Source organism: Streptomyces sp. NPDC111606 (genome assembly GCF_055656945.1).
Genome location: NZ_JBVKBY010000014.1, coordinates 258,006 through 270,578 on the forward strand (window position 1 = coordinate 258,006; position 12,573 = coordinate 270,578).

Here is a 12,573-nt window from a genome sequence, read left to right on the forward strand (position 1 = left end):
ACGCGCGCACGCGCAGCCCTCGACACAGGGTGATCGAGAGGGTGCAGTACGCAGTCGGCGGCTGCCATGGACGAGAGGCCCATGCATGCAGCCGACCAGTCGGATACGCCCCCGCCGTGCGGCCGCCCTAGCCTCCGTGACCGCCCTGACCCTGGCGGTCAGCACCTCGGCAGGCACCGGGCACCTCACGGCGGGGACCTCCACGGCGGCCGGAGCGAGCCCGATCCCACCGGGTCACTCCGCGGCTCTCGGCCCCTGCATGATCAGCGGCCGGCCGACCGTCCAGATGTCGGAGGGCGTACCGACACCGCGCGGCTACGCCCGCTCCACCGGAACCGTCCGCGCCCTCACCCTGATGGTCGACTTCCCCGACGCGCCCGGCACGGGCAAGGCGCTCGACCGCTTCGCGGAGTTCTTCCCGCAGACCCAGAAGTGGTTCCGCACCAGTTCCTACGGCCGCCTCGACTACCGCCCCGACACCCCGATACCCCGCTGGCTGCGCATGCCCAAGTCGTTCCGGGCGTACGGCATAGAGCGCGGCGCGCCCTTCGACCCCGGGTACCGGCAGCTGGTCCAGGACCTCGTGGTCGCGGCCGACCCCAAGGTGGACTTCGGGTCGTACGACTTCCTGAACGTCCTGGTGACTCCGAACGCCGGCCCGTCGGCCCTGGACACGGTCCTGTCGGTGACCTTCGCGGGCAACGCCGAGGCCCCGGTGGCCGACGGCGTCTCGGTGACCAACGCGTCCTTCGTCTACTCCCGCCAGGACGACGGCTCCGGCACCTACCACCGCACCGGCTACCGGGTCCTCCCCCACGAGAACGGCCACGTCTTCGGCCTGCCCGACCTGTACACCGCCGAGGGCGGGGGCGCGGTCGGCCACTGGGACATCATGAGCGAGGACTGGGGGGCCAACAACGACCTCCTCGGCTGGCACAAGTGGAAACTGGGCTGGCTCGACTCGGACCAGGTACGGTGCGCGGCCACCCCCGGCAAGGCCGAGTACGCACTCACCCCGCTGGCCCGCACGGGCGGCCCCAAGCTGGTGTTCGTCCCCCTGGACCGCCGCACCGGCTACGCCATCGAACTACGCACCCGCGAGGGCAATGACGAGGCCGTCTGCCGCCCCGGCGTCCTGATCTACAAGGTCGACGCCGACGTCGACACCGGCATGGGCCCGGTCAAGGTCCTCGACTCCCACGAGGACAGCGGCGGCTGCACCCGCAGCCCGAACGTCCACGCCGAACTCTCGGACGCGACATTCGTGCCGGGGGAGGAATTCCGGGACGAGAAGAGGGGGGTGCGGGTGGCGGTGGTGGGGGCGGATCTGGCGGGGGCCTATCGGGTGCGGATTACGCGGGGGTGAGGGGTGTGGGGGTGGGCCCGAGTCGACGCCGTACGCGTCCGTGAAATCGAACCGAATCCGTTCGCATTACGGTTAGGCCTGCCGTGACCGCCGTACCGGAGAGCCGATGCCCGCGAAGACGACCCTGGACGACCGTGCCGTGCCGGTGGAGGCGGTCACGCCGCTGATCCGTGGGGTCGGGGTGCTGTGGCGGCTGACGGAGGCGGGCGGGACGCTGAGCGCGAGCGGACTGGAGCGGGCGACCGGACTCGCACGTTCCACGGTGGACCGGATCGCGTCCACGCTCGCGCGCATGGGATACGTCCGCCTCGACGGCCGCGACGTGATCCTGTCGCCCCGCGTGATGGAACTGGGCAACGCCTACCTGGCCGCCCTCGGTCTGCCCGCCCTCCTCACCTCCCACGCGGACGCGCTCGCGGACGAGTTGGACGAGTCGGTGTCGCTGGCGGTCGCCGACGGCGACGGCATCCGCTTCATCCACCAGGCGACCCGCCGCCGCGCGATGTCCCTCAGCTTCCGCATCGGCGACCTGCTCCCGGCCGAACGCACCGCGCCGGGCCCGCTGTTCGCGACGGAGTGGACGGCCGCGGAGTGGCAGGCCTGGCGCGGGCGCCGGGCGGCGGACCCGGAGGACCGCGGCTTTCCCGCCGTACCACCGCAACCGCACCCGTCCCCCGACGAGGACTTCGAACGCCGGGCGGCGCGGGCGCGGAAGGACGGCTGGGCGCTGGACGACCAGTTGATCGAGCCGGGACTGGCGGCCGTGTCCGTACCGGTGAGGGACCCCCGCGCGGGCGGCGGCATCGCCTGCGTGGCGAACGTCGTCAGCCACACCAGCCGGCACACGGCCGCCGACCTGCGCGACACGCTCCTCCCCCGCCTGCGGGCCACGGTGGCGAAGATGGAGCACGAACTGCGCGAGGCGCCGCAGCCGCAGTCGCAGCGCGGGGCGGCGCCGGCGGGGCTGGCGGCCTGGACCGGTGCCTCCAAGCAGGAACTGGGCAGGGAGTTCGTCGAGTCGCTGGCCCGCGGGCTGACCGTACTGACCGCCTTCGGCGAGGGCCGGACCGAACTGACCCTGACGGACGTGGCACGAGCGACGGGACTGGCGAGGGCCACCGCACGCAGGGCACTCATCACCTACGAGCACCTGGGCCTGGTACGCCAGTCCGGCAACCGCGCCTTCGCCCTCACCCCACGCGTACTGTCTCTCGGCTTCCCACCCCTGTCCCGCACCTCACTCCCCCAGATCGCGACCCCGCACCTGACCGAACTGGCCACCCTCGTCCACGAGTCGACGTCGCTGGCGGTGCTCACGCCGTCGGGCGACGAGATCCAGTACACGGCCCGCGCCGCCACCGGCCGCGTGATGAGCGTCGACGTCACGGTGGGCACGCGACTACCGGCGTACGCAACATCGCTGGGCCGGGTCCTCCTGGCGGATCTCCCGCCCGCAGACCGCCACTTGGGCCCCCTCTCCCCCCTCACCCCGCACACCACAACCGACCCCGCGACCCTGACGACCACGCTGGACGACATCCGGACGCAGGGATACGCCCTGGTCGACGAGGAGTTGGAGGCCGGTCTCCGCTCGGTGGCAGTACCGGTACGGGACCGCACCGGCCGCGTCGTGGCCGCCCTGAACGTGGCGATGCATGCGGCTCGGCGGTCCGTGGAGGAGTGCGTACGGGAGGTGCTGCCGGAGTTGGTGGGGACGGCGGGGCGGGTGGAGGGGGATCTTCGGGTGGCGGGGAGGTTTGCCCGGGTGGGGGTGGGGTGACCGGGGGGAGGTCGGGGGCCGGAGCAGGTCGGAGGGCCGGAGGGAGGTCGGAGGGCCGGAGGGAGGTCGGAGGGCCGGAGGGTGCCTCAGCCGTCGTACGGCCTGGCGGCCCGGCCCTCCCGCAGGGTCAGCCCCCACCAGGCCAGCTGATCCAACAGCACGGCGGCGGCCTTGGCGGTGCCGTCCTGGTCGTGCGGGCGCCCCTCGTCGTCGAACTGCTCCCAGGCCATGTGGAAGCTGACGGTGTCGCGCAGCGTTACCGCGTGCAGCTCGGCGAAGACCTGCCGCAACTGCTCCACCGCCCGCTGACCGCCGGCCATACCGCCATACGAAACGAAGCCGACCGGCTTGGCTCGCCACTCGCGGTAGACGTAGTCGATGGCCAGCTTGAGGGCGGCGGGGTAGCCGTGGTTGTACTCGGGCGTCACGACAACGAACCCATCGAGCCCACCGATCCGCTCGGCCAGCGTCGGAGCATCACCGGGCCCCTCGGTTTGCTCCAGCGTGAGCTTGAGCTCGTCGGCGAGGGCCGGCTCGGACAGATCGATGACATGCGTCTCCATGTCCTCACGCCGCCCGATCTCGGACACGAACCACTGGGACACCTTGTCGGCGAAACGGCCGGGACGGACGCTGCCGATGAGGACGCCGATCTTGAGTGGGGGCTGGGACATGGAGGTGCCTCGATTTCGGTAGCCGGGATAGCCGGGAGTGTTCGCGATCGCCCCCTTGTGGGGCCCGCGCAAGAAACGTAAAATCTCAAGTTAACTTGAGGTCAAGCACGACCGACACCGGCACCCGAAGAAGATCGACAAGCCACGCCGCCGGTCCCCCACAACCGAGGCGAACCCCGAGGGACGCATCCGCTACGCTGTCAGGGCACCTTCCGCCTTCGTAGCTCAGGGGATAGAGCACCGCTCTCCTAAAGCGGGTGTCGCAGGTTCGAATCCTGCCGGGGGCACCAGCCGAAAGGCCCCGGACCGATCATGGTCCGGGGCCTTTGACATCCACTTCTGACATCAACGGGGTCGGTTACTGACGACCGGGCCGACGCTTTCGCAGTAGCCGGTCCATGTGGCTCATGGCTTCGCGCTGGGCGTCCTGGACGACGTGGGTGTAGACGTCCATGGTGATGCTGATCTGGGAGTGCCCGAGGATCTCCATCACGCCGCGGGGAGCGACTCCGGCCGCGGTGAGGAGGGTGGCCGTGCCGTGGCGAGCGTCGTGAAGGCGGATGACGCGGAGGCCGGCGGACTCGGCGACGCGGGTGAACGAGCGGTAGATGTTCCGCGACTCGACCTGGCGGCCGGTGCGGGTGGCGAAGACGCAGTCGGACTCGTGCCACCTCTCCCTTGGTGCGAGCAGCTGCTTGGCGCAGCCGGTGCCAACGGCTCGCGCACCTCCTCGTCCCACTCTCTTACCGACGACCTCACAAGGCACCGACCGCTGAAGGAGGAAGGGCTAGCCAGAACGGATCCGCGACGAAGACCTACCGGGACGGAGAGGTGTTCACCGGCGTCCTCAAGGTAGCGGCCCCGTTCCCGGTGGAGATCGACCTCGGCCAGATCTGACCACGCGCTTGCTTGGCAGCCGGCGGCGCGTGAGCGATGCATGAGCGGACTGCTCGGTAGGGCCCACGGTCGTCATCTGCGCATCCGGCACGGCGCTCTGGGCGAGGAAGCGCAGGTGGAACGCCTTCTCGGTGGCGGCGCCAATCCGCTCCGGGCTGTGCGGCGTCGTACGTGCCTTCTCGGTAGGGCCCACGGCCCAGTGGGCGGGGTCGCATTGAGTCGATCCGACTTCGCCCGGAACGGTCCGCTCCGCCACTCTCTTCGCACGGGCCTCACAGAATGACGCAGCTCTGTGCCCTTTCCGGTTTGCCGTCCGGTTCTTCCGCTTAGCCCTTCATTTCGGCCACGTGTTCGATTGGCGGTGTACGGGCAGCGACCGCTGTGCCTACGGTGGCAGCCGCGCTGAACGGTCCAGACCAAGGCATGCGCGTCCCGGCACTGGTGACGTTCTGCCAGACCACGAGCTGCGGCTCGGCTGGACGACGAGCACGCACCGGGATTCGGCCCAACTCAAGCCCGGTGTCCAGTACGGCACGGAGAGCAGCGTCACGGCACTAGGCCCGCACCCTCCCCTGTCACCCCGAGGGCGTCGGCCTCCCCCCTTTACGCCCGCGCTGTTCTCCGTGCCTCCAGATGGGCAAACACGAGGGGAAACTGTGTACTTAAGAGTCAACGGCACGTCCCGCAAACGTGCCCGCACCCGGGCGGGGGCTGGCGCCGTCGCGGTATCGGTCACCCTGGCTCTGGCAGCAGGGGCAGTCCCCGCGATGGCTGCCGAACCGGGGCCGGACAAGCCGTCCTCGGTGTGGGGCAAGGACGGCGCGAAGGCGGAGATGCCGCCGGTGAAGGTCGGCACGACGGAGGCCCCGGATTCCACTCGGGCGAAGGCGCCAACGGCAGAGGTTGCCCGATGGCTGGCCGCGCAGGAGGAACGCGCACATGCCGCGACCGGTGACCCGCAGCGCGCCGGGGGTGCGCTCGCAGCGGTGGTGCCCAAGGGGCAGGGGCAGGTGCCCTGGCACCTGATCTCGGATGTCCGGGTGACGGACTCCCTGGTAGCGCGCGTCAACTACTCCACCGGCAATCTCATGCTGGCAGCGACCGACTTCCAGATCGCCGGCGTCGGCCAGTCACTGCAGCTTTCACGGACGTACAACTCGATGGATGCTCCCTGGGGGAAGGTCTCGCAACGCTGGTGGCAGGGCTACGAGCGCTACCTTCAGATCGAGACCGACAAGGTGGTGCTCTACGACGCCACCGGCGGCTCGGTCTCCTTCACCAAGAAGGCCGACGGAACCTTCACCACCCCCGAGGGCTACCGCCTGGACCTGAAGAAGACCTCCAGCGGCGAGTACACGGTCACCCAGCGCGCCTCGGGCATGAAGGACACCTACAGCTCGGCCGGCACCCTGGTGAAGGTGACCGACCGCAACGGCGGACACGTGCTCGTGGACCAGCATGACGAGGGCGGCGAGAACAAGGGCTTCAAGCTCACCGAGTCCCGCTCCGGCCGCTGGATCGACCTGGTCAAGACCGACGCCTCGCAGTGGCAGGCGAAGGACAACAGCGGCCGCACCGTGGTCTATGACCTCAACCCTGCCGGTGACCTGTCCAAGAGCACTGACACCGAGGGAAAGGCCACCGCCTTCGGATACGACGCGAACCGCCGCCTGACGAAGATCACCACGCCTGAGGGGCGGGTGACCGTCTTCACCTACGACAGTCACAACCGTGTGACGTCCATGAAGCGGGCCACCACCTTCGACGGCTCCGGGGAGACCGGCCCCACCTACCTCTACGACTACTCGTCAAGCACCCCGAACACCGCGGGCACCACGACGGTCACCGACCCGGTCGGCGACACCACGACGTACAAGTACGCGGCCGACGGCGAGATCACCAAGGTCACCGACGCCTTGGGGCACTCCCGCGACCGTACCTATGACGCGAACCGAAACGTGGCAACCGCCGCCGATGCAATGGGAGTTGGGAGCACACCGGGCAACGTGACGACCTACGGGTGGGACGCACGCTCGAACCCGACGACAGCGAAGCTGCCGACCGGCGCCACTTCCTCGCTGTCCGGCTACCAGACCGTTGCCGGCGCGGACGTGCCCGGAAAGCTCGACACGGCGGACGGCGTCTCGGTCAGCTACAGCTACGACTCCGCGGGCAACACCACCAAGGAGACCGTCTCCGGCACCGAGGGCGGCACCCGCTCCTTCACGTACAACCCCGCCACCCCCACCTGCGGCGGCTTCGAGGGCCAGCGCTGCGAGGTGAAGGACGCCAACCAGAACGCGACGAAGTTCTCCTACGACGCCAAGGGCAACCTGTCCAAGGTCACCCCGCCCAAGCCGCTCCGCGCGACCAACTACATGTACGACAGCCTGGGCCGCACCGAGACCGTCACCGACGGACGTGGCCTCAAGACCGTCTACGTCTACGACAACCGCGACCGGATCACCAAGGTCTCCAGCACGAACGCGACCGTGACCTACGCCTACGACGGGGACGGCAACCTCAAGCAGCGCTCCGACGCGACCGGCATCACCAAGTACGACTTCGACCCGCTGAGCCGGGAAACGGTCCGCACCCTGCAGGACGGCTCCCAGACCGTGCTCACCTACACGGCCGACGGCAACGTCGAAACGTACAAGGACCCCTCGGGCACCGTCCGCTACACCTACAGCAAGACCAACCGGCTGGAGTCGCTGACCGATCCGTTCGGCCAGAAGACCGGCTACGAGTACAACGCCAACGACGCCCGCACCAAGATCAGTTACCCGGGTGGGACGGTCCAGTCGATCACCCTGGACAAGGCCAACCGGGCCACGGCCATCAAGGCGATCTCCTCCAAGGGAACCCTGATGGACCTCGCCTACACCTACGCCTACACCAGCGGCACAACGACCAAGGACGGCACGAAGATCCGCACCCGCAACGACGCGGCGACCGGCCTCAAGCGCACCTACGACTACGACTCAGCCGGACGCCTGACCTTCACCAAAGAGACCAAGGGCACCACGACCAACAGCAGCTGGCTCTACTGCTACGACAAGGCAGGCAACCTCACCTCACAGGGCACCGCGGCCGGCTGCCCCGGCGGCTCCACCTACGACTACAACGCCGCCAACCAGATCACCGGCAAGAACGGCTCCTCGACGAACTGGTCCTACGACCAGGACGGCAACGAGACCGCAGCCGCCCCGACCGCCGAGACCACCCGCACCGGCGGCCAATGGAGCGACTTCTCCCAGCAGACGTCAATCACTCAGGGCGGCACCACCTACAAGGGCCGCTACGCCAGCACCGACAACTCCGAGCGCACCCAGTTCGGCGGCATCGCCTTCCACCACGGCCCGCTCGGCCTGTCCTCCCAGACCGTCGGCGGCGTGGACACGAACTTCACCCGCGAAGCGGGAGGCACCCTCAACTCCTTCCGCACCAAGGACAAGACGTACTACTACCTCGCGGACTCCCTCGGCACCATCGAAGCCGTCGTGAACGCCGACGGCGAAAAGGTCAACACCTACACCTACAGCCCGCGCGGCGTCACCAACGCCAACGAGAAGGTCTCCCAGCCCTACCGCTTCGCGAGCGGCTACCAGGACCCAACCGGGCTCTACCACTACCAGGCCCGCTTCTACGACCCGAACCTCGGGCGCTTCACCCAGCCCGACCCGTCCGGACTCGAAGCCAACCCCTACCTCTACGCCTCCGGCGACCCCACCAACATCATTGACCCGAACGGCCTGTGGGGCATGCCCGGCTGGGCCAAGGCTGCAGTCGCCACCGTTGTGACCGTCGCGGTCGGCGCTGCGGCCGTGTTGGCCGTCGGAGCCGCCTGCGGAGCAACCGCAGGAGCTGCTTGCCTCCTTGCGGGCGCCGTCACCGGAGCCCTCTGGACTGGCGCAGCGGGCGCCGGGATGGCCAAGGCCATGGGCCAAGACCCCGTCGAAGGCCTGACCGGGGGCGTCGTCGGCGGCATTCTCGGACCGTGGGTGCCCGCCCTCCGCCCGATCCACTACATAAACTGAAGCCTCCCGTGCTGGCCTCCCCCCGAATTTCAGGGGGAGGCCAGCACACCGGTCCGTGCAGCCGAACCAAGGGAACGAAATGAACCCCGCCGCTAAAGGCATTGCAATCGGCTCTGCCCGACTGTCGATGCTCGTTTTAGCCATCGTCATTATCTGCACCCCATGGATCGTCGGTTGGTCCCTCTCCGCGTTCATAGTCTGGAACGCGTCCTTCGTCGTCATTGTTTACGCGGCAAATCTCCTGCTGTTACGGGCCGTTGCCCGATGGGACATCCGGAAGCAAGTACCGCAAGGCGAACCTGTACGGCTGGTCGTTGCAGTACGCAGGAGAGTCGGGCGGCTGCCATTCCCCCTGCTCGGCGATGAGTTCGTTGTGGCGCTAACTGACCAGCGCCTGCTCATTCAGCCACGCTCAACGTTCACCGGACGCCCGAGAGGGGAGCTTCTCTTGGGCGGGCAAGTCACCTTTCGCCAGGGGAAGGTCCTCTCTATCGAGACAGAATCCGGCGTCAGAGTAGACGCGCTGGTGCAGATGGCGCATCGAAGTGACGTCGCCTATTGGATACAGCGGTGGCAGGACCGCTGACCGCGCATTAGGTGCGTCCTCGCCGGAGCAGTCATGGTCGGCCTCGGCTCTGGATCCGGCGCGGCTATCGGATCCGCTCTGCTCGGTGGAGACAACGAGGACCGGACCGATGCCTTATGAACGGAACTCTGTGGGGAGCGCTCGGCTCGAGTCCAGCTGGAGCCTGGCTCGGACGCTTCCTGTGAGGTAAGAGGCACCATGGACGAGGGCCCGCGAGCGTACTCCGCCTCGCAGGCCCTCAGCAGCACGAAAGGAGCGCCGACATGAGGAGAAACTGGCCCAGTCTACGCCGCCGTTGGCGCGGCGCGTTGGTTACGAGCATCTTCGGATGCATCGTGGCAGGACCGCCGGAGCTTCTCGACTCCGGTATCGGATGGAGCGTTCTGCTGTCCGCGCTAATAGGCGTTGTCGCTGGAGGCGTTGTCGGCTTTACGTTTCCCTCGCTCCTGGCCCGCCGTCAGAAACAACGCCCCTGCCCCCTTCCGCCGCCTCCACATCCTCCAGTCCCGCCCCCTCCTCCATAGGCGGCGGGCCGTGTCGTATCCCCCCAATCTATTGACGCCTCCGATCGTCGTACTCGGGCGGCGAGGTAGTGGGTCCCAGTGTCGTTGACGCATTTCGCCCATGCCTCGGCGGTGGAGGGGTGGAGGCCGACCAGGCGGTGCGGATCGGTGCGCTGCTGGTGCTGCTGTACCCGTGCGTGGACTACCGTGACGTCGTCAAACCCCTGCGACGCTTGGGGGGCCGGTCGTGAGGGTACGTCAGGCGGTCGCTGGCGACCTGACGGTGCGGGCCCAGCCGCGTCCGGGCCCTGATGACGACTTCCGGCGGAGCGTCCTCCCGACGAACATGATGTCGTCCGGTGATCAGCAAGGTACCGATGGTCTCCCAGGAGGAGATCGGAACCGCCGAGGTAGCCGTGTGCCTAGCCGTGAACCACAGGCGAAACCTGCACTCCCAGGCGCTACCGGTGTCATCATGAAGACGAAAGATGCAGGTAGGAGCCACTGGCTACACGCTCTGTTGCCCTCCTTAAAGCGGGTGTCGCAGGTTCGAATCCTGCCGGGGGCACACGACTAAGGGCCAGTTCAGAGGCTTGATCCTCTCGAACTGGCCCTTTCGCATCATCACGGCCGTGCCACGCCTGTGCCACAAGCTCCGCCAGGAGGCCGCGACTACCCCGTTCCTCGCGGATAGCCAAGCCGACTGCCCCACATCAGGCGCAGGTTGCTCGCGCGACAGCTCCACCATGGGACACCGCACCTCCTCTGAACCTAAGCCTCATCAGTGCAGCACCTCAGCACCTCGGTCCGCGGGCCCTCGGCGTCATGGCCCAGGTAGGGGCTCTTGGCCTTCGGCCATCCGGTCGCGCTGTCCCCACGGCTTCTCTGGCCGCCGCTACGCAGGATCACACCCCACCGGCTCCTACGGGGCCGGCGCGGGCTCGGGGGCTCGTCGGGGCTGCGCTCTATGCCTTCGGCGCCGCGCCGCCCCGGCCCCGCACCACCTCACGATGCCCCGAGATGATCCGCAATTCACGCTCTGGCCCACCTAGGGCCGATGCACCAGACCAAGCCTGGTCCCCACCGTGACCCACACCACCAGGCCCGGCCCAGGAGCTAGGCACTGCCTCATGGTCAACAGCCAGTGATCCGTGCGATCCCTCGAAGCGCTTTCATCCAAAGCAGGTGCGTCACGACTGAGGTCGGCCGCCCTCCACAGGCCGTAGATGGTGGGGCCGTCCGTGGCTGGGCGGTCGGCGTAGCGACTTTGGTGGTCAAGATTTACGCAAGCAGGCGCTGCGCCTTCCCGGCATTGGCCTCATCCAGGAGGTATCGCCTAGCCCGTTTTGTTGATCTATAAGCGTGTTTCCACCTAATCATGCCTATGCTCCAGCGCGCTCCCGTCAAGCTCGCAATCGGGCTCGGGGAACCACCCGAAACTCGTGGAACAAGGAGCACCCATATGAGTCCTGAGCACAGGACGACCTCACCACTTGAGCCAGCGCCTCAAGACGGATTCAAGAACCTTCGCAAGCTCGCCGCGATTGCAACGGCGGTGACGGTCGCAGTAGGGACCCCGGCGGTGGCGGTCGCAGCCGGCATGACCTCTCAGAAGGACGCGACGTACGTCACCGACCCCCACTGCGACCATGACAAGCCGGGCAAGCACCGCGGCGACTGTCCGACCAAGAAGCCCAGACCTACCGTTACGGTGACAAAAACCGTGACCGCAACCCCGACCGTGACCGCCACCGTGACGGCGACGGCGACGGCGTGCGGCACCGGCGTGGACTCGACGAAGCCGAACGGCAACGAGCAGTTCCTTGCCGCGCTCAGAAACGGGGTGCCGTTCGCCGGTAGACGTACCACCAACATGAACAACCCGGACAACCCGAACATCGTCTCGGGCCCGGTCAACACTCCCGGCTGGACCGACCTCAGCACGATCGCCGGCTTCCCCACGAACTCCACGGTCTGCGGCGTCTCGGTTGACGCCCAGGGCAGCGACGCGTTCTACAAGATCATCACCCAGGACGGCGCGGTCTTCACCCTGCATTGCGCTGCCACAAACGCCCTCGTGTGTCCCGCCCCGGCACAAGGGCAGCTGCCTGCATCGCAGTGGGTAGCGGTGGCACCTCAGCCCTGATCGCCACAACTCGTGCTGCTGGGAACCGCAGGGAGCCACGGTCTCGAGTGAGCGTCCTACAAGACAACGGCCCCTGACCGACCTGACCGGTCAGGGGCCGTTCCCCGGTGCGGTGGATAGGGGCCGATCGTGCCCTCACCATGCCCGTTCGAGAAGTGGCCAAGGAGGAGCAGCGGGGAACGACAGCAAGCAACCGAACTGGAGACGGGCCAGCCACGAAGCAGTGCCGTCTCTCGGCTGTGGCCGTACAGCAGCGATCTACCGCAACCCCAGCAACCAACTCTGCCTAACAGGGCCCCCACCAGGCCGCAGCACGACCGGTATGCCCCTCACCGACCGGTCCGTATAGAGCTACGGATCAGAAGTTCCCCCGTGCCACACCCGCGCCAGATCCAGCGGGGAGTCACGGGGAACTGCGGTAGCCGGCGGGGAGCTGATCGCGTGTCCTCCCCTGTCTGGACGCCTCGCAGGTCAGAGCCACACGCGGGTCACGTCCGCTGGAGTGGTGTATCGACGGCCACTCGGCGATCTCGTTTTTGAGGCTATGCGGTGAGTTCGGTGGGCAGGTCGGTCTCGTCGTT

6 protein-coding genes, 1 tRNA gene and 1 pseudogene are annotated in these 12,573 nt (G+C 68.0%); 6 read left to right on the forward strand and 2 right to left on the reverse strand.

The features are described 5' to 3' along the window. Positions 1–85: 85 nt before the first annotated feature. Both ACZ7M7_RS39080 and ACZ7M7_RS39085 read left to right on the forward strand, forming a co-directional pair. Positions 86–1,366, forward strand: a complete 1,281-nt coding sequence (locus ACZ7M7_RS39080) for a M6 family metalloprotease domain-containing protein (protein WP_472125464.1) — start codon at positions 86–88, stop codon at positions 1,364–1,366. A 106-nt stretch (positions 1,367–1,472) separates the two neighbouring features. Beyond that, positions 1,473–3,146, forward strand: a complete 1,674-nt coding sequence (locus ACZ7M7_RS39085; RefSeq protein WP_472125468.1) for an IclR family transcriptional regulator domain-containing protein — start codon at positions 1,473–1,475, stop codon at positions 3,144–3,146. 86 nt (positions 3,147–3,232) lie between these two features. Here the strand turns inward: ACZ7M7_RS39085 and ACZ7M7_RS39090 are convergent, their stop codons facing one another. Continuing rightward, a complete protein-coding gene (locus ACZ7M7_RS39090) occupies positions 3,233–3,820 on the reverse strand; it encodes an NADPH-dependent FMN reductase (RefSeq protein WP_472125471.1) in 588 nt (195 codons plus the stop codon). A gap of 214 nt (positions 3,821–4,034) precedes the next feature. Between ACZ7M7_RS39090 and ACZ7M7_RS39095 the strand changes: the two genes are divergently transcribed. Beyond that, positions 4,035–4,110 (forward strand) — tRNA-Arg (locus tag ACZ7M7_RS39095). Positions 4,111–4,178: 68 nt separating this feature from the next. Here ACZ7M7_RS39095 and ACZ7M7_RS39100 read toward each other — a convergent pair. Beyond that, a pseudogene (locus ACZ7M7_RS39100) lies at positions 4,179–4,536 on the reverse strand (tyrosine-type recombinase/integrase); the annotation flags it as partial. A 948-nt stretch (positions 4,537–5,484) separates the two neighbouring features. Here ACZ7M7_RS39100 and ACZ7M7_RS39105 point away from each other — a divergent pair. From ACZ7M7_RS39105 to ACZ7M7_RS39115, 3 genes are all read left to right on the forward strand, one after another. Beyond that, the gene (locus ACZ7M7_RS39105; RefSeq protein WP_472125474.1) at positions 5,485–8,757 is read left to right on the forward strand and encodes an RHS repeat-associated core domain-containing protein; all 3,273 of its coding nucleotides are present in this window, start codon (positions 5,485–5,487) and stop codon (positions 8,755–8,757) included. A 79-nt stretch (positions 8,758–8,836) separates the two neighbouring features. Then, on the forward strand, positions 8,837–9,343 hold the full coding sequence (locus ACZ7M7_RS39110) for a hypothetical protein (protein WP_472125477.1): 507 nt from the start codon (positions 8,837–8,839) through the stop codon (positions 9,341–9,343). A gap of 2,103 nt (positions 9,344–11,446) precedes the next feature. Next, positions 11,447–11,992, forward strand: coding sequence for a hypothetical protein (locus ACZ7M7_RS39115; protein WP_472125480.1), 546 nt, complete (start codon positions 11,447–11,449; stop codon positions 11,990–11,992). Positions 11,993–12,573 lie beyond the last annotated feature (581 nt).